Source organism: Falsiroseomonas sp. E2-1-a20 (genome assembly GCF_051433195.1).
Taxonomy (GTDB): Bacteria; Pseudomonadota; Alphaproteobacteria; order Acetobacterales; family Acetobacteraceae; genus Falsiroseomonas.
On record NZ_JBHMFT010000005.1, the window covers coordinates 94,219 to 113,751 of the forward strand.

A 19,533-nucleotide genomic window follows, 5' to 3' on the forward strand; every position below is an offset into this window, starting at 1 on the left:
CCTCAGCCGATCCGGTGCCGGCGCTCGACCAACGGTCCCTGGAAGCAGCGGATTCCCGCCTCCCACCCCCAGGCGATCGCCGCCGGACGATCGACACCTGTCAGGATGACCTGATCCGGCCGCGAGAGCAGCTCGGCCAGCCCCTCCGCATCGCCCGCGGCCAAACCCGCCACCCAGCGCAGCCTGACGAAATCCAGGTCCAGCCGATCCGCCGGCAGCATCGCCAGAACCTCCACCGGCGAATCGTCCAGCGCCAGCCGGTAGCCGCGCCGCCGCGCCTGATCGCGCGCCTCCGCGAAGCCCGCCGGGTCGGCCAGAATATCGGCGGGGCGGAAGGCGAGGACGATGTCGCGGCGTCGGCCGGCCGGCAGCGCCTCGTCGAAGCGAAGGAAGCCCGGGCTCGCCAGGGTCGCCGGCACCACCGGAAGCCCGACGGGCCGCCACCCAAGTGCCGCGGCCGGCCTGCCGATATCCGCCAGCATCCGCAACTCCACCAGGCGCGCCAGGCGGCGCTGGAGCGGCGCGGCATCCTCCAGGCCGATGCCCGGCAGGATCGCCTGCGCCAGGATTGGCCAGACGATGCGCCGATCCTCCCACAGCGGCTCCACCGGCTCTCCGGCCGGATCCAGGCGGCAGACGCCCTGCGCCAGCGTCATCGCCTCCAGATCCGCCTGGGCCAAGGCCCGCTCGGCGGTGTCCAGGTCGAAGCTGCCGAGCGGCGCATGACGGGCGGCCTCGCCCGCCGGTTCGGCAGCCGGGTCCATGCCCAGGCTCTCCGCTGTCACCGCCAGCAGCAGCGCCGCGCCTGTGGGAAGCCGCAAGGCCTGCACCAGGTCCGCGGTCGCGCTGTCGAGGGTCTGCAGAAGCGCCAGGCGCGCTGTCTCAAGGGCCAGGCCGGGGGGTGCGGAGACGGCGACGACATCGCCGTTCGGCAGGTCGAACACCCGCGTCCGGGCTGCCGCCAGCACCGGATCCAGCGCATCCCGCAGCAGCCTTTGGTGGTGCGGTCGCTGAAGGGCCGGACCAAGTTTCGAAAGGCGGAGGTGCAGAACCTCCCGCACCGCATTGGCCGCGACACACTCCCGCACCAACCCGGCCAGATCGGCGGCCGCGCGGATGCCGCCGTGACGCCGGTCCTGCTCGCCCTCGGCCCGGCTCACGCGGCCGGCCGCGGCAGCAGGGCTGGATGCGGCCGGGCCACCGTCCCGGCCAGACCCATTGGCGTCGGCGGTCGAAGCGGTACCGAAGCCGCCTCGGCCGCGCGACCCTCCATCAGTCGCAAGCCGATGCGAAGACCCCAGGCCAGGGCCGCCTCGTCCTCGACACCGGCCAGGATCAGCCGGGCCGGGTCGACCCGCGCCAGGGCGTCCATCGCCTGGGGCGTTGCCAAGGCAGGCGACCACGTCAGACGGAGCCAGTCGGCCGGCAGCATTTCCGGTTTCAGAAGTCGCAGCGCCGCAGCGCCGATCCCTTCGATCTCGAGCGACCAGCCCTGTGCGGCCAGGCCTACCCGCAGCGCCAGCAGCCGGTCGGGATGGGCCGCCGCTTCCAGCCCCAGGGTCGCCACCAGCATCCCGCCGCCGCCCGGCCCGGATGCGGCACGTCCGACCGAGGGCGCCGGCGGCACCGCAAGATGCAACGGACCCGGCAGGTTCGGCCCGATCAGCGCCCGCCCCTGCGCCGGATCGCCGATCGCCTGCAACAGGCGCCCCGCGAGGACACGGCAACCATGCTCCAGCACATCCGCATCCGTCCCGAGCGGGCCCAGCCTGCCGCTCAGCGCGCCGCGATCCACCACCAGGCGCAGGAAGGCCGGCCGCGCCCTGCCGTCAGCCGGGGTGAAGCCCATGCCGATCTGCCGGCGTAGGACGCCGGCCAGGGGTAGCGCCCGCAGCCACGCATCCAGCCCCGCCAATGTGGGCGCGGAACCTGCACCCCTGGTCAGGGACAGGCCGGGCGCCGAGCCCGCATAGGCCAGCAACGCCTCCGCATCCCGTTCCAGCGACAGAACCAGCGTCGCGGTGGTTCCAAGCATCCGGTCGAGCAGGCCGCGCATCCGCTCCGCCCGTGTCGCCTCCGCACCGATCAGCAGCAGATCCTCGTCCGGCCCCTCCAGCACCACACCGCCGGCCGCCAGCGCCCCCTCCTGCAGAAGGGCGCGGGCGACGCGCCGGCGGTGCGGCACCGTCACCGGCACCCGCAGGACCACGCGTCCCGCAGGCTGGCGAAGCGCGCTGCGCATGATGAACAGCAGCGAAGGCGGCGCGTCGGCCGGAGCTGGTTGCCGGGCGGTAGGGGCTTCAACCATCCTGTGGGACCATCAACATGGCATGGCGTCGGCGCCACCCATTCCCCGAAGGTCCGCCCGTGATGCATTCCAAATCGTTAAGGAGCCCGGCTCCCGCTACGGCGCCGGCCTCGCTGCCGCCGGGGCACCGCATCTATGCGATCGGCGACACGCATGGCTGCGCCGATCGCCTGGCGGCCCTGCACGAGCAGATCCTGGAGGACCTTGCTGCCCACCCCGTTGCCGCGCCCCTGGTCCTGCACCTTGGCGACCATGTCGACCGTGGTCCCGACAGCGCGGCGGTACTCGACATGCTCCGACAGCCGTTGCGCGGCCTGCCCGCCATCAACCTGATGGGCAACCACGACCGCATGATGCTGGACGCGCTGGCGCCTGGCGCGCCGGCCGATGCCGTCGCGCTATGGCTTGCCAATGGCGGATCGGCCACGCTGGACAGCTACGGCGCATCCGCCAGCGACCCGGACAGCTGGCAGAAGGTCTCCTCGTCCCACCTCGCGTGGCTCCGCGACTGCCGCACCAGCTTCCTCGCGGGCGGCTACCTGTTCGCCCATGCCGGCATCCGGCCCGGGCGACCCCTGGCCGACCAGGTGGAGGCGGACCTGCTCTGGATCCGTGAGCCATTCCTGTCCTGGCCGCGCCCGCTTCCAGCCGTGGTCGTGCATGGCCACACCCCCGCCGAGGCGCCCGAGGTGCTGCGGCATCGCATCGGCCTCGACACCGGCGCCGTGTACGGCGGCAGGCTGACCTGCGGCGTGCTGGAGGGGGCCGGGATTCGATTCCTGTTCGGTTGACCCCACCCGATTCGTACACGTGATTGTACGTTCGATATGTCCGGTCACGCCCGCGCCTTGCGCCTGATCCCGCTGTTGCGCTACGCCATGGCGATGCAAGGCCCAGCGCCCGCCGACCTGCCCACGCCAGAAATCCCGGTCGGGGAACTGACCGAGGCGGTGCGCCTGCTGAAGCGCGCCAGCATCCTCGTCGTTGGTGACGCGATGCTGGACCGCTACGTGTATGGACAGGTCGAGCGTGTCAGCCCCGAAGCGCCGGTTGCCGTGCTCGCGGTCGAGCGGGAGGTGGCCATGCCGGGCGGTGCCGGCAACGTGGTGCGCAACCTGACGGCCTTGGGTGCCGCCGTCGCCTTCGTCTCCGTCGTCGGGGACGACCAGGCGGGCAGCGACCTGACCGGCCTGATCGGTGGCCAGCCAAATGTCGAACCCTGGCTACTGGTCCAGGGTGGCCGCGCCACCACCACGAAGACCCGTTTCATCGCCGCCGGGCAGCAACTGATGCGTGCCGACCACGAGATGGCCGGTCCGATCCATCCCCGCCTGGCCGAACGCCTGGTTCGCATCGCTGCCGACGCTGTCGCCGCCACCACCGTCATGGTGCTGTCCGACTACAACAAGGGCGTGCTCTCCGGCGATACCGCGCAGCGGCTGATCACCTCCGCCCGCAACGCCGGCCGCCGCGTGATCGTTGACCCGAAGGGTATCGACTACGCCCGCTACGCCGGCGCGGACCTCATCACCCCCAATCGTGCCGAACTGAAACTGGCCACGGGAATGCCGGTGGATACGGAGGCAGCGCTGGTGGCCGCCGCGCAGCGCCTGCGGGCCGACCACAATTTCGGCGCGGTGCTGGTGACCCGCAGCGAGGACGGGATGACGCTGGTCGAGGCCGACCAGGTACGCCATTTCCCGGCGGAGGCACCCGAAGTCCACGATGTCTCCGGCGCCGGGGACACGGTGGTTGCGGTGGTCGCCGCCGGCATCGCCGCGGGCCTCGCCACGCCGGTTGCCGCGCGCCTGTCCAACATCGCGGCCGGCATCGTCGTCGGCAAGATCGGCACCGCCGTGGCGCGTGAGAGTGACCTGCTGGAGGCCCTGACGCCGGAGCGTGGCGCCCTGCGGAAGGTGGTCTCGCGTGCCCAGGCGATCGAACAGGTGGAACGCTGGCGCCGCCGGGGCTGGCGGGTCGGCTTCACGAATGGCTGCTTCGACCTGCTGCATCCGGGCCATGTCCACCTGCTGGAACAGGCGCGGTCCTGGTGCGACCGCCTGGTGGTCGGCCTCAACACAGATTCCAGCGTCAAGCGCCTGAAGGGGGAGGCGCGGCCGATCCAGGGTGACGCCGCCCGCGCCGCGGTGCTCGCCTCGCTCGCCTCCGTCGACCTGGTGACGGTGTTCGAGGAGGATACCCCCCTCGAACTTTTGCGTGTCCTGCGCCCGGAAGTGCTGGTGAAGGGCGCGGACTACACGGTGGACAAGGTGGTGGGCGCCGACCTCGTCACCGAATGGAACGGCCAGGTCCGCCTCGCCGCCCTGCTGCCTGGGCAAAGCACCACGGCCACCGTCGCCCGCATCCGCAGCTAGGGCCGTTTCACCTGCGCCATGCACAGGGGAAACGGCCCTAGCTGTTGATTTGGCGCATTTTCCGAGCCGTCAGGCGTATCCGCCTGACTTGAAAATGCTCTGGCTCACTCGACCCGCAACGCGGCTCTTATTTCCGCCTGCCCCGCCGGGTCCTGCAACGCCGCCAGCCGCCCAGCGGCCACCACCGCATAGCGTTGCAGCAGGGCACGCCGACGGGCCGGTGCAAGCGGATGTGCCGGGGCGTCGCGGACCAGGCTGGCATCCGGCCCCTCCGTCACCAGGAGCCCCACCTCCTCCGGCAGCAGTGCCACCGGGAAATCCAGATCCACCGCGAAATACAGCCGGTCGCAGAAGTCCCGATATTCAGGCCACTTGCCGTCGCTGAGGAAGTCGCGCGCGCAGGACTTGACCTCGACCACCGCGAAGGCCCCATCGGGCTGCAGCGCCAGGATATCGGCCCGCCGCCCGTTCGGCAGCGGCATCTCCCGCACCGGCGCCCAGCCGCGCTGCGCGCAGAACCGCGCCGCGGCACGGCAGACGGAGAGGGTACGTTCGGCGGCTGAGAGCGCTGGAGCAATCACGCCCCATGTTCACCATGCGTTCACTTCTTGGTCAAGCAGCTTTGCTATTCAAGGAACCAAAGCCGTTGCCATGCGTGTAGGCATTTATGGTCGCCACGCGCTTCGCCGTTGCCGTGCATATCCTGCTTCTCCTGGCCACCGCGCCAGGTGGGCAGCTGACGAGTGGGCGCCTCGCCGAAAGCGTCGGCACCAATCCTGTCGTCATCCGCCGGCTCGCCGGCCAATTGGCCCGCGCGGGCCTCATCCGCATTCGCCGTGGTCCTGGCGGCGCGGAGCTGGCGAAGGCGCCGGAGGACATCACCCTGGGCCAGATCTGGCAGGCGATGCGCCGCAAGGGCCTGCCGCTGCTGCCCGTCCATCGCGGCACCACGCGCACCGAGACCGGCCCCGCCGGGCCCATCCCTGCCCTGCTGCGACAGGCCTTCGATTCGGCGGAGGCGGCCATGGAGGCCGACCTGGCGCAGGTCACGCTCGCCAACCTGCGGGAACAACTGGTCGCGCCGGCGGAAGCTCAGGCCACCTGATCGAGCCCGGCGCGGAGCGCCTCCGCCTCCGGGCCACGGGCATCAATCAGGCCGTGCCGCAGGAAGAAGTCGATCAGCACCAGGTTCACGTTGAACTTGACCCGGTCGCGCAGCGCCACCTCCTCCACCAGGCGCGCCGCCGGCCACAGCTCGAACCGCTCGACCTCGTCGTCATGCGGCCGCGGCACGAAGTCCTGCGGCAGCTCCAGGTCATAGCAGTGCAGCACGTCCCGGCGCAGGCCCTCTGGCGATGCCATCACATAGGACACGCGTCCGACCGGCCGCGCCTGGCCTGAAATCTCCGGCGGGATGGAAGCCTCCTCCGCCGCCTCCTTGACCAGGGTCTCGCCCGGTGACAGGCCCGCCGGGATGCCGCCGCCCACCACGTTGTCCAACTGCCCCGGCGACACCGCCTTGTGCGGCGACCGCCAGCCCACCCACAGGTGCAGGCCATCCGGGCGGCGCACGATGCCGTTCACATGCACGCCCTGGCTGATGATGCCGAAGGCCGGCATCGCTCCCCGGTCCATCTGCGCCAGCACCGGGCCATCCGGCGTGGCGCGGACATCGAAGGCCTCCTGCCGCAGCGTCATGTGGCCGCGACCGGCGAGCCCCTTCACGGCGACGGCCAGCGCCTCGCTGCGCGACCCGGGCGCCCGCAGCCTGCTGGCCATGGCGACGCCCCGCGCATCGAAATGGAAGTCCCGCGGGTAGAAGGCCAGGGCCCGCGCCAGCTCCAGGCCGATCCAACCGACCTGCTCCTCTCCGATCCGGAAGCCGATCAGATGCCCGGGGGAGGAGATGTTGTTGCAGGCCGCGACATGGCGCTCGAAGCGGCTCAAATCCTGTGGGTTGAACGCATCCATGCCGCCCTGTAGCGCGCCGGGCGCATGGCACGAAAGCCCTGCCCGCTGTTTGCGCCGGGCACCTAAGGCCCCACCTTCACGTCAACAGGACCCCGGAGCTTCCCGTGCAGAACAAGATGCCAGGCGAGCGCAGTCACATGCGAACGCTCCTGACCCTCGCCCCCTACCTTTGGCCGGAAGGCGAGCCGGGCCTGCGCTTCCGCGTCGTCGCAAGCCTGGTCCTGCTGGTCTTCGCCAAGGCCGCCAATGTGCTGGTGCCCATCGCCTTCGCCCGCGCCGTCGACGCGCTGGCACCGCAGGCCGGGCCGGCGGGCACCATCGCCGCGATCCCGATCGCGCTGGTGCTGGCCTATGGCCTGCTGCGCCTGACCAGCAGCGCCTTCAACGAGGCGCGGGACGCCATCTTCGTGAAGGTGCAGGGCCGCGCCACCCGGCGCGTGGCCCTGCAGGTCTTCAACCACCTGCACGCCCTGTCGCTGCGCTTCCACCTTGATCGCCAGACCGGCGGCCTGTCCCGCGTTCTGGAACGCGGCTCCCGCGGCATCACCTTCGTGCTGGACTTCCTGCTGTTCAACATCGTGCCGACGATCTTCGAGATCCTGCTGGTCTCGCTGATCCTGTGGGGCATGTTCGACTTCAGCTTCACCTTCGTCGTGCTGGTGACGGTCGGCATCTACATCGCCTTCACCCTGATGTTCACCGAATGGCGGCTGCGCTTCCGCAGGGCCATGAACGACACCGACACCGAAGCCAACACCCGTGCGGTGGACAGCATCCTGAACTACGAGACGGTGAAGTATTTCGGCAATGAGGCGCATGAGGCGCGTCGCTACGACGCCAGCCTGGAACGCTACGAACGCGCCTATGTCCGCTCCGAGGTCAGCCTCAACGGCCTGAACTTCGGCCAGCAGACCGTCATCGCCATCGGCCTGACGGTGGTGATGATGATGGCGGCCAGCCGTGTCTCCCAGGGTGCCGGAACCCCTGGCGGCATGACGGTCGGCGACTTCGTGCTGGTCAACACCTACATGATCCAGCTGTTCCAGCCGCTGAATTTCCTCGGCTTTGCGTATCGCGAGATCAAGCAGGGCCTGGTGGACATGGAGGCCATGTTCACCCTGATGCGGGAGGATCGGGAGGTGGCCGACGCCCCCGGCGCGCAGCCGCTGTCCGCAACCCAGGGCGAGATCCGCTTCGAGGATGTCCGCTTCGGCTATCGGCCGGACCGCGAGATCCTGAAGGGTGTCAGCTTCACCGTGCCGCCCGGCCGGACGCTTGCCATCGTCGGCCCCACCGGTGCCGGCAAATCCACCATCAGCCGCCTGCTGTTCCGCTTCTACGACGCCACCGGCGGCCGCGTGCTGATCGATGGCCAGGACATCCGCGCGGTGCAGCAGGACAGCGTGCGCGCCGCCATCGGCGTCGTGCCGCAGGATACGGTGCTGTTCAACGACACCATCCGCTACAACATCGCCTATGGCCGCCCCGGCGCCACGCAGGAGCAGGTGGAGGCCGCCGCCCGCGCCGCGCAGGTACACGACTTCGTCCTGCGCCTGCCGGATGGCTACGACACCAGGGTGGGCGAGCGCGGCCTGAAGCTCTCGGGCGGGGAAAAGCAGCGCGTCGCCATCGCCCGCACCCTCCTGAAGAATCCGCGCATCGTCATCCTGGACGAGGCGACCAGCGCGCTGGACACCCGCACCGAACAGGACATCCAGGCGGCGCTGCGCGACGCCGCGCGCGGCCGCACCACCCTGGTCATCGCCCATCGCCTGTCCACCGTGGTGGATGCGGACGAGATCCTGGTGCTGCAGGACGGCCATGTCGCCGAACGCGGGCCGCATGCCACCCTGATCGCGGCCGACGGCCTCTACGCCGCCATGTGGCGCCGGCAGTCCGAGGCGGTGGCCGCCGCGGAAGCCGCCGCCGCCGCCCAGGCGGCCGCCGAGTTGGCGGCGGAGACCCCCGACGGGGTTCCCATGGGCGCCCCGACTGCCTATCTCCCGCAGCATTGAGGAGGCCGCCTATGCAGTTCGACCCCCAGGGCGAGGCCCCGGAAGATCTCAGCCACGCCGGTTCCGTGGTGGACAAGGCCATCGAGTACATGCTCGAGCAGGGCATCCAGCCGATCTCCATCGCCTCCGCCCTGCTCGGCGGGTCTCTGGGCATGCTGTCCCGCAACATGGACGACCGCGGCGTGGCTGGCGTGCTGCGCAGTGCACTGGCCTCCGTCGAAGCCGGCGAACTGGACGAGATGCGGCGCACGGCAGCCGATGAACAATCCGCAAACCCCTGAGCCGGAAACCCCTGAGCCGGGCTTGACGCCCGCGGCCTGATCCGCGATACGCGCCTGCTCCGGACCACCTCCGCGCGCGGCTGCCTGGACCATTCGGCCCAGGACCCGCGCGTGTGCTTTTCGGGATTGATGAGTCATGGCCCGCCGCTGCGGTATCACCGGCAAGGGCGTGCTGACGGGTAACAACGTCAGCCACGCCAACAACAAGACCCGCCGTCGCTTCCTGCCCAACATGCAGGAGACGTCGTTCTTCTCCGACATCCTCGGCACGCCGGTCCGGATGCGCCTGTCGGTGAACGGCATCCGCACGGTCGAGCACAATGGCGGGCTCGACTCCTTCCTGCTCGGCACGCCGGACCGGCGCCTGCCGCAGGAAGCGATGGTCCTGAAGCGCCGCCTGATGCGCGCGCGGGACAAGAAGGCCGCGGCCTGACGCTGCGACGCGGCCCTCCGGGGCCGCGTTAACCGGCCTGCAACGGGCGGCATGCCACCATGCCTCCCATGTGGACCGAAGCCAGCCTTGGTGCCCTCGCCGTTATCGTCGCCGCGCCCACGGTCGTCGCAGCCTGGGCGGGCGGCGAACTTCGCCGCTGTCGTCGCCTTCTGGCGACCACCCAGCAGGTTGCCGCCACCCGTGCGCGCAGCCTTTCCCTGGCATCACAGGAACTTCGCGGCCCCTCGCTGATGCTGATGGCGCAGGCCTCGGCAGCGGCCGACCGGCCCGGCGAGAACGCGCTCGGCCAGATGGCGCTTCATCTGCTCCGCCTTTCCGACGACATGGCCCACCTCGCCAGCGAACCGTCCCGGCGGACCCTGCACGAGGCGCCGATGCTGCTGGGGCCGGTGATCGATGCGGCCGTGACCCTGGTCGCGGTCCAGCTTCGCCCCGGCTTGCGACACTGGAAGATCGACCCCGACCTTCGCCCCATGCGGGTCCGCGCCGATAGCCGCGCCCTGGAGGGGGCCCTGGCCGCCCTGCTGCGACGCGCCGCGCAGCACAGCCTGGACGGCGACGTGGTGGCGGTTCGCCTGGAACTGGGGCTCGAGAACGTGGCCATCGTGGTAGAGGATGAAGGGGATGGGCTGCCGGCGCAGGATTTCGTCACCGCCGCCGCCAGCCCGGCCGAGGACCGTCCCATCGGCATCGCCAACGGCACCCGCGGCCTCGACGTCGGGCTGACACTGGCCCGCTCCCTGGCGGTGGCGCATGGCGGGGACATCCGCATCGAAAGCGCCCCGGGCATCGGCGCCCGTGCCTGGCTTACCCTGCCTCGCGCAAGGATGCTGCAACCGGACTGATCAGGGTCGCAGCTCGAACAGCAGCAGGATGGTCGATTGCCACAGGCTTTCGTTGTCATCCGAAACCAGTGCGACCAGCAGCCGGCCCGCATGGCGTAGCACGGCAATTCCCTCGAAGTTATCGACGGGCAGCGGCACGGCCAGCCGCAGCAGCTCCTCACCCTGCAGGACCTGGCCTGCGGCAGGCTCCGCCAGATCCGCCGCCGAAAGCAGCACCACGCGGGAGGCAAAGCCACCGAAGACGCTGAAGCTCCGTTCCAGGACCAGGGCCCCGCCATCGGGCAGGCCAGCCGCATCCACAGGCACATGCCCCAGGGCCGGCTGGTAGCCCAGATCCAGCCAACCCTCCGGCCCGCCGATCCAGCCCGCGCGCCCGTCGCGGAACGCCAGCCCCTCCGACAGCACCAGCCAGCGTCCATCCGCCAGGACCGCCAGGGATTCCAGGGATCCATTGGCCGGTGAGCGCTCGATTCCCGGCGGCGCGGGCACATGCCGGCCCGGCCCGTCCAATTCGGCGTAGGCCCTGATCCGATGCCAGCGCTCGAAGCCCACCAGCCAGGTGCCGTCCGGCAGCCTCGCCAGCGCCTCGGCATCCCCGGTGTAGCCCGGCCGCAGCGGCCGGCCCGTGCCATCGCCGAGCCAGCCCGTACGCAGCAGCGAAAGCCTCAGCGGCCGCAGGTCCTCGGCCAGGTCCAGGCGCATCTCCGCGAAGCGGGTGCGGTCGCTGATGGCGGTCAGCGTCAGGTCCGGCGCCAGGTGAAGCCCGGACAACCCGCCGAAGCCGAGGACGCCGGTGTTCAGCACGAACCCACCCAGCGCCCGCATCCGCCCATTCGCCGGAAAGGCGGACAGGTCGAGTGCCCGCGCCAGGCCGGGACCCTCCGCCGCGACGCAGGCCGGCAATGCGGCGAGCGCCGCACCCAGCAGAACGCGGCGGCGGATCAGGCGACCAGCGGTGCGCGCTCGGACGCCGCCCGCTGCCAGGCCATCGCCGCATCCTCGTCGAACAGCTCGGCCAGCTTCTTCATCATGGTGCCGCCCAGCTCCTCGGCATCCACGATGGTGACGGCGCGGCGGTAGTAGCGGGTGACGTCATGGCCGATGCCGATGGCGATCAGTTCCACCGCCTCGCGACCCTCGATCTCGCCGATCACCTTGCGCAGGTGGCGTTCCAGGTAATTGCCGGGGTTCACGCTCAGCGTGCTGTCATCAACCGGGGCACCATCCGAGATCACCATCAGGATGCGCCGATGCTCGGTCCGCGTCAGCAGGCGCTTGTACGCCCACTCCAGCGCCTCCCCGTCGATGTTCTCCTTCAGCAGCCCCTCGCGCAGCATCAGCCCGAGGTTCTTCCGCGCCCGCCGCCAGGGCGCGTCGGCGGATTTGTAGATCACGTGCCGCAGGTCGTTGAGCCGCCCCGGATTGCGCGGCTTGCCTTCCTGCACCCAACGCTCGCGGGATTGCCCGCCCTTCCAGGCGCGCGTGGTGAAGCCCAGGATCTCGGTCTTCACCGCGCAGCGTTCCAGCGTGCGCGCCAGGATGTCGCAGCACATGGCGGCGACCGTGATCGGCCGGCCGCGCATCGAGCCCGAATTGTCGATCAGCAGGGTCACCACGGTGTCGCGGAAATCCGCCTCGCGCTCCCGCTTGTAGGACAGCGACTGCATCGGGTTGACGATGACGCGCGCCAGCCGCGCCACGTCCAGCAGCCCTTCCTCCAGGTCGAACTCCCAGGCGCGCTGCTGCTGCGCCATCAGGCGCCGTTGCAGGCGGTTGGCCAGCTTGGAGACCACGCCCTGCAGATGCGAAAGCTGCTGGTCCAGTTGCTGGCGCAGCCGTGCCAGTTCGTCGGCGTCGCAGAGGTCGTCGGCCTCCACCACCTCGTCGAAGCTGCGGTTGAAGGCGCGGTAGACGGAGGCGTCGTCGGTCGGCGCCACCTCCTTCCGCTGCTGCGGCCCGCCGGGCCGGTCATCGCCCTCAGCCGCGGTGCCGTCCTCCTCGCCTTCCTGCGTCTCGTCCTCGGCGGCGTCGCCCTGCATGGTCTCGGGCTGCGCGCCGAGCATGCTCTCGGTGTCCTGGGCCTGGGATTCGCCCTCGCCGGACTGGTCCTGCTGCGAGGAGGTCTCGCCGCCCTCGCCTTCTTCCTCGTCCTGCTCGGCCTCGGTCTCGACCTCCGCCTCGGCCAGGTCCAGCGCCGCCAGCAGCTTGCGGGCCGCACGGCCAAAGGCGTCCTGGTCCGCGCTGCGGTCGGCCATCTCGGCCAGCGCCTGTTCGGCCGATTCGCCGATCGTGTCGCGCCACATCTCCAGGATGCGCTGCGCCGCCGCCGGTGCCGGTTCGCCGGACAGCTTCTCGCGGGCCAGCAGGCCAAGTGCGGCGGCCAGCGGCAGCTGGTCCTTCCGCGTCATCCGGTCGTAGCCCTCGGACTCGCACTGGTCGGACAGGCGGGCTCGCAGGTTGGCGGCGACGCCCGACATGTGCTGGCTGCCGATAACCTCGACCCGCACATCCTCCAGCGCGTCGAACACTTCACGAGCTTCACGCCGGGCGGGAATGCGGTTGGCGTGCACGCCTTCGTCGTGGTGGCGCAGCTTCAGCGCGATGGCATCGGCCGCGCCGCGCAGCTTCGCCATCTCGGAAGGCGGCAAGGCCCGGGTCGGCAGCGGCAGCCGCGCACGCTTGCCCGCCAGGCCCGAGGGACCGGGCTGGTAGGCCACCTGCACTTCCGGCTGGCGCGCGATGGCGCGCACGGCGCCGGCCGTCGCGCGCTTGAACTCCTCCTGCCGCGTCTGGTCCTTCGGGTTCGACACGCTGTTTCTACCCCGCCTTGCGCAGCAGGCTGCCGGTGGACAGTTCCTCGTTGAAGCAGCGCTGGTAGTATTCCGCCACCGTGCCGCGCTCCGCCTCATCGCACTTGTTCAGGAAGGTCATGCGGAAGGCGAAGCCGATGTCGCCGAAGATGCGTGCATTCTCGGCCCAGGTGATGACGGTGCGCGGCGACATCACGGTGGAGATGTCGCCGGCGATGAAGCCGGCGCGGGTCAGGTCGGCCAGCGCCACCATCGCCTCCGTCTGCCGCTTCATCTTCGCGTCCTTCTCGTCCCAGCCGAGCTTGGCCATGACGATCGACGTCTCCTGCGCATGCGGCAGGTAGTTCAGGGTCGCGACGATGTTCCAGCGGTCCATCTGGCCCTGGTTGATCTGCTGCGTGCCATGATACAGGCCCGTGGTGTCGCCGAGGCCCACGGTGTTCGCGGTGGCGAACAGGCGGAACATCGGGTGCGGGCGGATCACCTTGTTCTGGTCGAGCAACGTCAGCTTGCCCTCGACCTCCAGGATGCGCTGGATCACGAACATCACGTCAGGTCGGCCGGCATCGTATTCGTCGAACACCAGCGCGCAGGGGTGCTGCAGCGCCCAGGGCAGGATGCCTTCACGGAACTCCGTGATCTGCTTGCCGTCCTTCAGGACGATGGCGTCCTTCCCGATCAGGTCGATGCGGGAAATGTGGCTGTCCAGGTTCACCCGGATGCAGGGCCAGTTCAGCCGCGCCGCCACCTGCTCGATATGCGTCGACTTGCCGGTGCCGTGGTAGCCCTGCACCATCACGCGCCGGTTGAAGGCGAAGCCGGCCAGGATGGCCAGCGTGGTGTCGCGGTCGAAGCGGTAGGTGTCGTCCACCTCCGGCACATGTTCGGTGCGGCGGCTGAAGGCCGGCACCACCATGTCGGACTCGAAGCCGAAGGCATCGCGCACGGCGACCTGCGTATCCGGCATGTCGATCGCGGAAGTTGGGTTGATCTCGGCGAGGCTGGCCACCTTGTTCATCTCTCGATCCGGCTGTGACATCGGTTGTGATCCTAGGGCGGCGCGGCGGGCAGGGCTACCCGGCAGGTGCAACTGCGGGCGATCCCTTGCCCGGCAGCTTGCGGCGGACCAGGCTGTAGGCGCGGTTGATGTCCTTCAACCGTTCCTCCGCCTGGCGGTCGCCGCCATTGGCATCCGGATGGAAGCGCTTGGCGAGTTCCTTGTAGCGGGACCGCAAGGCCAGGGAGTCAATCGGCCAGCCCAGCCCCAGAACGTCCAGCGCCGCCCGCAGTTCGGCCGGCGGCTCATCCGCTCGCGGCTGTTTCGCACGACGCTGCTGGTGCAGCGGTGTATCGCCGAGCACGCCGAGCGGATCGCGCAGCACCTCCGGGTCGAAGGGGTTCGCGCCACCCAGCCGGCCGAGCGGCCAGGTCGGCCGCTGCCAGCCGGTGTCCTCGCGCAGGTGGCGCTCGATCTCGCCCGGCGTCATGCCCTTGTAGTAGTCCCAGGCGCGATTGTAGGCGCGGACATGCTCCAGGCAGAACCAGCGATATTCATTCAGGGTCTTGCGATCGCGCGGTGCGCGGAAGGCGCCGGGTTCGGCACATCCCGGCTGCTCGCAAGGCCGCACCGGCGCCTCCGGCTCCGCGGTCATTGATCCGATGCGGTCGCCTCGTCGCGCCATCCGGTCGTTATGGTCGCCACATCCGGGCGGCGCAAGGCGCAGCGGGGCAAGCGCGCCATGCCCTGGCGGAGCCTCGCAAAGCCTGGAACAACCCCCACATCCAGGGGGACACCATGCCGAACCGCGCCACCCGCATCACCGCCCGCCTGACCGAGCGCTTCGCGCCGGCCGAGGTCTCCGTCACCGACGACAGCGCCCAGCATGCCGGGCATTCCGGTGCCCGGCCGGGCGGGGAGACGCATTACAGCGTGCGCCTCGTCTCCCCGGCCTTCGCCGGCCGGTCGCGCGTCGCCCGGTACCGGGCCGTGCATGAGGCGCTGGCGGAGGAACTCGAAACCGGCCTGCACGCCCTGTCATTGCGCCTGCTGACGCCGGACGAAGCGGCGCGCGGCTGATTCAGCCGCCACCCGTAGCCATGTGCCGCCGCACCACCGGGCTGTCCGGCGCATAGGCCAGGCAGGTGCCGAGCGGCAGGCTGCGCGGGGCTGGTGCCACCTGCTCTCCTGCCGCGATCGCCGCTTCGCGCGCCAGACGCGCGCGCCGCCAGCGCACCGGCGCGATGGTCTGGTGGGCGACCGTCGCCATCTGCGCCAGCACCTCCCGCAGATGCGTGCAGCCCATCACGCCGCCGACCCGCTCCTTCACCGCCCGGTTGAACCCTGGCCCGATCACCACGCCGGCCAGCGCGGCGAAATTCGGCGCCGCCTGCGGACAGATGTCGTAGGGCGTGTGGTCGGACACCGCCTCGCAGGCGCGGATCACCATCGCCTCATCCACCGTCAGCCGCACCCACATGCCGTGCAGCGGTTCCCCCGGGGTGATGGTGCCGCGGTCCATGTTCTCGAAGGGGTAGGATTTCGTGTCGACGAGGTGCGCCTCGATGTCGAACAGCCCGTCCTCGCGCTGAAAGCCATCCATGGTGATCTGGCGGCGGTGCAGCTTCGTGCGCGGCGAGGGGGGATCGGAGAGCGGCATCGGGTGGGTCCCCCGGATATGGTGCGGTGCGGCATCCCGGTATGGCACGCGCCACCACGCAGCGTCTATTCGTGGCAGCCCTCGTCGCGCAGCAGCGACTCCACCGCCTGTGGCGGCACATCGGCGGTCGTGAAGGCCTCGCCCGGCCCGCGCAGCAGCACGAAACGCATGGCGCCGTCGCGCACCTTCTTGTCCTTGCGCATCCGCCCCATCAGCGCCGCCGCCGAGAAGCCGCGTGGCAGGTCGCCAATCCGCGCCGGCAGCCCACAGTCCTGCAAATGCGCCATCACCCGCCCCGGCAGTTCCTGCGCGCAATGGCCGAGCCGCGCGGACAGCGACGCCGCAAGGCCGAGGCCCACCGCCACCGCCTCCCCATGCAGCAGCGTGCCGCCATAGCCGCACTCGGCTTCCAGCGCGTGGCCGAAGGTGTGGCCGAGATTCAGCAGGGCGCGGCCGCCCTCGGCACTTTCCTCCCGCTCATCCGCCGCCACCACGCCCGCCTTCAGCCGGCAGGATTCCAGCACCGCATGGGCCAGCGCCACCGGGTCGTCGGCCACCGCCCGCGCGCCCTCCGCCTCGCACCAGTCCCAAAGCGCGCCCTGCAACAGCCCATGCTTGGCGACCTCGGCATAGCCCGCGCGCAATTCCCGCACCGGCAGCGTCGCCAGCACGCCGGTATCGGCCAGCACCAGCAGCGGCTGATGAAAGGCACCGACCAGGTTCTTGCCAAGCGCCAGGTTGATCCCGGTCTTGCCCCCGACCGAGCTGTCCACCTGCGCCAGCAGCGTCGTCGGCACCTGGATGAAGGGCAGCCCGCGCAGCGCCGCGGCCGCGGCGAATCCGGCCAGGTCGCCGACCACGCCGCCGCCCAAGGCCACGATCGCGGTGCGCCGGTCGGCCCCCGACGCCAGCGCCGCCTCCACCACCCGCTCGAACTGGGCGAAGGATTTGCTGGCCTCGCCGGGCGGCACCTCGACCACCGCCAGCACCTCCACCCCCGCACTCTCCAGCCCGGCGCGCAGCGACGGCAGGTGCAGCGGCGCCACGGACTGGTCGGTCACCACCACCACCCGCCGGGCCGGCAGCACCGGCGCCATCAGCGACCCGGCGCGCGTCAGCAGGCCCTCCCCCACCAGGATGTCATAGCTGCGCTCGGCGAGGCGCACCGGCAGGCGGGCGGGGGCGCGGTAGCCGGCCAGCGCCTCCATCACCCGCCGGGTCGTCGTCTCCGGCGGTTCGTCGGTGCAGTCCACGATGACGCTCGCCTCCGCGAAGGTGGGGTGCCGCACGGTCATCAGGCGCTCCAGCACCTCCCGCGGGTCCCGGTTGAGAAACAACGGCCGGTGCTCCCGCCCCGCCACCCGGCGCAGCAGCACCGGCAGCGAACAGCGCAGCCACACCGCCACGGCGCCGGAGCCTGCGACCGCCGCCCGCGTCCGGGCATCGGTGAAGGCGCCGCCGCCCGTCGCCAGCACCAGCGGCGGCCCGGCCAGCAGCCGGGCGATCACCCGCCTTTCGCCGTCGCGGAAATGCGGCTCGCCATAACGTGTGAAGATTTCCGTGATCGGCAGCCCCGCCGCCGCCTCGATCTCGGTATCCGCATCGACGAAAGGCAGGCCCAGTTTGGTGGCAAGCCGCCGTCCGATGGAGGATTTGCCACAGCCGGGCATGCCCACCAGCACCACGCTGCGGCGCGGTGGGGCGAGGAGGTCGGGGGCGGCGTCCGGGGTGGTCCAGGCCGGCAGGGCGGAGTTGCGTGACACGGTGACCAAGGCTAGCACAGCCCGGCCCGCGCGAGGATCCGCCCAGCCGATGTTCCGTCACCCCCTGCTTCTGCTGGTCGGCGTCATCCTGGCGGTGCTGGTCCTGGGCCTGCTGGTGCTCGGCGCCTTCCCGCCCTCCGTCGCGCCGCAGCCGGTGGAACGCACCGTCCCGGCCGAGCGCTTCGGCACGCGCTGACCCGCCCGCCATGGATCGTCATGCGGAGGCGTTCCTGGAAATGCTGGCCGCCGAACGCGGCGCCGCGCGCAACACCATCGCCGCCTATGCCAACGACCTGGCGGATTTCAGCGCCTGGAGCACGCCGCGCGGCCTGACCCCGCTGACCGCCGATGCCGGCGCCCTCCAGGCCTATCTCCGCAACCTGACCGACAGCGGCCTCGCCGCCCGCACCGCCGCACGGCGCCTCTCCGCCCTGCGCCAGTTCTTCCGCTTCCTGGTGCAGGAAGGCCTGCGCACGGATGACCCGACGGAGCGCCAGGAAGGCCCGCGCCTGCCCGCCAGCCTGCCGAAGCCGCTTGCCGAATCGGAGATCACCGCGCTGGTCGAGGGCGCCGCCCGGCTGTCCGGTGCGCGTGGCCCCTTCGCGGTGGCGCTGGTGGAGTTGCTGTACAGCAGCGGCCTGCGGGTCAGCGAACTGGTGTCGCTGCCCTCCGGCGCGCTGCGGCCGGATGCGCCGCTCATCGCCGTGCGCGGCAAGGGCAACAAGGAAAGGCTGGTGCCGATCTCCGCCCGCGCCCGGGCCGCCGTGCTGGCCGCCGCGGAGGCCCGGCCGGAGCCGGAACGGACATCGCGCTGGCTGTTCCCCTCCCGCGCCGCCGGCGGGCATGTCACCCGCCAGACCATCGGCCTGATCCTGAAGGACGCGGCGCTGGCCGCCGGGCTGGACCCCGCGCGGGTCAGCCCGCATGTGCTGCGGCATTCCTTCGCCTCGCACCTGCTGGCCAACGACGCCGACCTGCGCAGCCTGCAGATCCTGCTCGGCCATGCGGATATCGCCACCACGCAGATCTACACGAAGGTGCTCGAGGAACGGCTGCAACGCCTGGTCGAGGATTTTCATCCGCTGTCCACCCAGGAGCACGCCGCATGACCATCTCTCCAACGTCTTCCCCTAAGGCCCGCCTGCACCGCAGCGAACTGGCCGTGCCCGCCATCCGGCCGGAGCTGTTCCCGAAGGCCGCCGCCGGCGCCGCCGATGCCGTCTTCCTCGACCTCGAGGACAGCGTGCCGGAAGCCGAGAAGGACCGCGCCCGCGCCAATGCCGTGGCCGCGGTGCGCGACCTGGACTGGGGCCGCAAGATCCTGGCCGTCCGCGTCAACGGCCTGGACACGCCGCATTTCTACAAGGACCTGATCGCCCTGCTGGCGGTGGGCGGCGACCGGCTCGACATCATCATGGTCCCCAAGATCGGCGACCCGCGCGAGCCCTTCGCGGTGGACCTGCTGGCCAGCCAGATCGAGGCCAATGCCAACCGCGCCCGCCGCGTCGGCCTCGGCCTGGTGATCGAGACCGCCAAGGGCCTGGCGAATGTCGAGGCGATCGCCACCGCCTCCCCCCGCACCGAGAGCCTGCACCTGGGCGTCGCCGACCTGGCGGCCAGCCTCGGCATGCGCACCACCGCGATCGGCGGGCTGAACCCGGACTACGCCACCACGGCGGGCCTGCTCGACCCCTGGCACTTCGCCCTCGCCCGCGTCATCACCGCCGCGCGTGCCGCCGGGCTGCGTCCCATCGATGGCCCCTACGGCGATTTCCGCGACATGGAGGGCCTGGAAGCCGCCACGCGCCGCGCCCGTGCCCTCGGCGCGGAGGGCAAGATGGCGATCCATCCAGGCCAGGTCGCCACCCTCAATGCCGCCTTCCAGCCCGGCGAAGCGGAGATCGCCCAAGCCCGCCGCGTCCTCGCCGCCATGGAAGCCGGCCGCAAGGAAGGCCGCGCCGCGGTCGCACTGGATGGCCGGCTGCTCGACATCGCCTCCATCCGCCAGGCCGAGGCGATGGTCGCCAAGGCCGAGCGGATCTGACCGCGGCGCC

General features: G+C 70.9%; 21 protein-coding genes. 11 read left to right on the top strand and 10 right to left on the bottom strand.

Going from position 1 to position 19,533, the window contains the following annotated elements:
* Window positions 1-2 precede the first annotated feature (2 nt).
* Both ACFHPP_RS08460 and ACFHPP_RS08465 read right to left on the bottom strand, forming a co-directional pair.
* Complete coding sequence (locus ACFHPP_RS08460) at window positions 3-1,160, bottom strand: hypothetical protein (RefSeq protein WP_437162827.1); 1,158 nt, start codon at window positions 1,158-1,160, stop codon at window positions 3-5.
* Window positions 1,157-2,308, bottom strand: coding sequence for a hypothetical protein (locus ACFHPP_RS08465; RefSeq protein ID WP_437162828.1), 1,152 nt, complete (start codon window positions 2,306-2,308; stop codon window positions 1,157-1,159). Before ACFHPP_RS08465 ends, ACFHPP_RS08460 begins: the two co-directional genes overlap by 4 nt.
* Window positions 2,309-2,370: 62 nt before the next feature.
* On the opposite strand from ACFHPP_RS08465, the gene ACFHPP_RS08470 reads away from it, so the two are divergent.
* Entirely contained in the window at window positions 2,371-3,099 is a 729-nt protein-coding gene (locus ACFHPP_RS08470; protein ID WP_437162997.1) for a metallophosphoesterase, read from the top strand.
* 93 nt (window positions 3,100-3,192) lie between these two features.
* The gene (rfaE1, locus tag ACFHPP_RS08475) at window positions 3,193-4,683 is read left to right on the top strand and encodes a D-glycero-beta-D-manno-heptose-7-phosphate kinase (protein ID WP_437162998.1); all 1,491 of its coding nucleotides are present in this window, start codon (window positions 3,193-3,195) and stop codon (window positions 4,681-4,683) included.
* A 104-nt stretch (window positions 4,684-4,787) separates the two neighbouring features.
* On the opposite strand, the gene ACFHPP_RS08480 is transcribed toward rfaE1, so the two are convergent.
* Window positions 4,788-5,264 carry an MmcB family DNA repair protein gene (locus ACFHPP_RS08480; RefSeq protein ID WP_437162829.1) on the bottom strand — a complete coding sequence of 159 codons (477 nt, stop codon included), beginning with the start codon at window positions 5,262-5,264 and terminating at the stop codon, window positions 4,788-4,790.
* An 86-nt stretch (window positions 5,265-5,350) separates the two neighbouring features.
* Here ACFHPP_RS08480 and ACFHPP_RS08485 point away from each other — a divergent pair, with 86 nt between their 5' ends.
* Entirely contained in the window at window positions 5,351-5,788 is a 438-nt protein-coding gene (locus ACFHPP_RS08485; RefSeq protein ID WP_437162830.1) for an Rrf2 family transcriptional regulator, read from the top strand.
* Here ACFHPP_RS08485 and ACFHPP_RS08490 read toward each other — a convergent pair.
* Window positions 5,776-6,654 carry a DUF4743 domain-containing protein gene (locus tag ACFHPP_RS08490; RefSeq protein ID WP_437162831.1) on the bottom strand — a complete coding sequence of 293 codons (879 nt, stop codon included), beginning with the start codon at window positions 6,652-6,654 and terminating at the stop codon, window positions 5,776-5,778. The genes ACFHPP_RS08485 and ACFHPP_RS08490 overlap by 13 nt on opposite strands.
* Before the next feature lie 137 nt (window positions 6,655-6,791).
* On the opposite strand from ACFHPP_RS08490, the gene ACFHPP_RS08495 reads away from it, so the two are divergent.
* The 4 genes from ACFHPP_RS08495 to ACFHPP_RS08510 all read left to right on the top strand — a co-directional run bounded on the left by ACFHPP_RS08495 (window position 6,792) and on the right by ACFHPP_RS08510 (window position 10,249).
* Window positions 6,792-8,669 carry an ABCB family ABC transporter ATP-binding protein/permease gene (locus tag ACFHPP_RS08495; protein WP_437162832.1) on the top strand — a complete coding sequence of 626 codons (1,878 nt, stop codon included), beginning with the start codon at window positions 6,792-6,794 and terminating at the stop codon, window positions 8,667-8,669.
* Between the two features lie 11 nt (window positions 8,670-8,680).
* Window positions 8,681-8,950 (top strand): hypothetical protein, encoded by a 270-nt coding sequence (locus tag ACFHPP_RS08500; protein ID WP_437162833.1) that lies wholly within the window; start codon window positions 8,681-8,683, stop codon window positions 8,948-8,950.
* 136 nt (window positions 8,951-9,086) lie between these two features.
* On the top strand, window positions 9,087-9,383 hold the full coding sequence (gene rpmB / locus ACFHPP_RS08505) for a 50S ribosomal protein L28 (RefSeq protein WP_430669628.1): 297 nt from the start codon (window positions 9,087-9,089) through the stop codon (window positions 9,381-9,383).
* A 59-nt stretch (window positions 9,384-9,442) separates the two neighbouring features.
* The gene (locus ACFHPP_RS08510) at window positions 9,443-10,249 is read left to right on the top strand and encodes a sensor histidine kinase (protein WP_437162834.1); all 807 of its coding nucleotides are present in this window, start codon (window positions 9,443-9,445) and stop codon (window positions 10,247-10,249) included.
* On the opposite strand, the gene ACFHPP_RS08515 is transcribed toward ACFHPP_RS08510, so the two are convergent.
* Genes ACFHPP_RS08515 through ACFHPP_RS08530 form a run of 4 tightly spaced genes read right to left on the bottom strand, consistent with a single transcriptional unit; the run spans window position 10,250 to window position 14,711 of the window.
* Complete coding sequence (locus tag ACFHPP_RS08515; protein WP_437162835.1) at window positions 10,250-11,152, bottom strand: esterase-like activity of phytase family protein; 903 nt, start codon at window positions 11,150-11,152, stop codon at window positions 10,250-10,252.
* A 38-nt stretch (window positions 11,153-11,190) separates the two neighbouring features.
* On the bottom strand, window positions 11,191-13,059 hold the full coding sequence (gene cobT, locus ACFHPP_RS08520) for a cobaltochelatase subunit CobT (protein ID WP_437162836.1): 1,869 nt from the start codon (window positions 13,057-13,059) through the stop codon (window positions 11,191-11,193).
* Between the two features lie 7 nt (window positions 13,060-13,066).
* Entirely contained in the window at window positions 13,067-14,077 is a 1,011-nt protein-coding gene (cobS, locus tag ACFHPP_RS08525) for a cobaltochelatase subunit CobS (RefSeq protein WP_430669694.1), read from the bottom strand.
* 55 nt (window positions 14,078-14,132) lie between these two features.
* Entirely contained in the window at window positions 14,133-14,711 is a 579-nt protein-coding gene (locus ACFHPP_RS08530) for a J domain-containing protein (RefSeq protein WP_437162837.1), read from the bottom strand.
* Window positions 14,712-14,854: 143 nt separating this feature from the next.
* On the opposite strand from ACFHPP_RS08530, the gene ACFHPP_RS08535 reads away from it, so the two are divergent.
* Complete coding sequence (locus tag ACFHPP_RS08535) at window positions 14,855-15,136, top strand: BolA family protein (RefSeq protein WP_437162838.1); 282 nt, start codon at window positions 14,855-14,857, stop codon at window positions 15,134-15,136.
* Window position 15,137: 1 nt separating this feature from the next.
* Here the strand turns inward: ACFHPP_RS08535 and ACFHPP_RS08540 are convergent, their stop codons facing one another.
* The gene (locus ACFHPP_RS08540) at window positions 15,138-15,716 is read right to left on the bottom strand and encodes a DUF2889 domain-containing protein (protein WP_437162839.1); all 579 of its coding nucleotides are present in this window, start codon (window positions 15,714-15,716) and stop codon (window positions 15,138-15,140) included.
* 65 nt (window positions 15,717-15,781) lie between these two features.
* Window positions 15,782-17,479 (bottom strand): 3-dehydroquinate synthase, encoded by a 1,698-nt coding sequence (aroB, locus tag ACFHPP_RS08545; RefSeq protein WP_437162840.1) that lies wholly within the window; start codon window positions 17,477-17,479, stop codon window positions 15,782-15,784.
* A gap of 49 nt (window positions 17,480-17,528) precedes the next feature.
* Here aroB and ACFHPP_RS08550 point away from each other — a divergent pair, with 49 nt between their 5' ends.
* Genes ACFHPP_RS08550 through ACFHPP_RS08560 form a run of 3 tightly spaced genes read left to right on the top strand, consistent with a single transcriptional unit; the run spans window position 17,529 to window position 19,523 of the window.
* Complete coding sequence (locus ACFHPP_RS08550; protein WP_437162841.1) at window positions 17,529-17,675, top strand: hypothetical protein; 147 nt, start codon at window positions 17,529-17,531, stop codon at window positions 17,673-17,675.
* Window positions 17,676-17,685: 10 nt separating this feature from the next.
* A complete protein-coding gene (locus tag ACFHPP_RS08555; RefSeq protein ID WP_437162842.1) occupies window positions 17,686-18,588 on the top strand; it encodes a tyrosine recombinase in 903 nt (300 codons plus the stop codon).
* Window positions 18,585-19,523 carry an HpcH/HpaI aldolase/citrate lyase family protein gene (locus ACFHPP_RS08560; RefSeq protein WP_437162843.1) on the top strand — a complete coding sequence of 313 codons (939 nt, stop codon included), beginning with the start codon at window positions 18,585-18,587 and terminating at the stop codon, window positions 19,521-19,523. The genes ACFHPP_RS08555 and ACFHPP_RS08560 overlap by 4 nt, the downstream gene beginning before the upstream one ends.
* Window positions 19,524-19,533 lie beyond the last annotated feature (10 nt).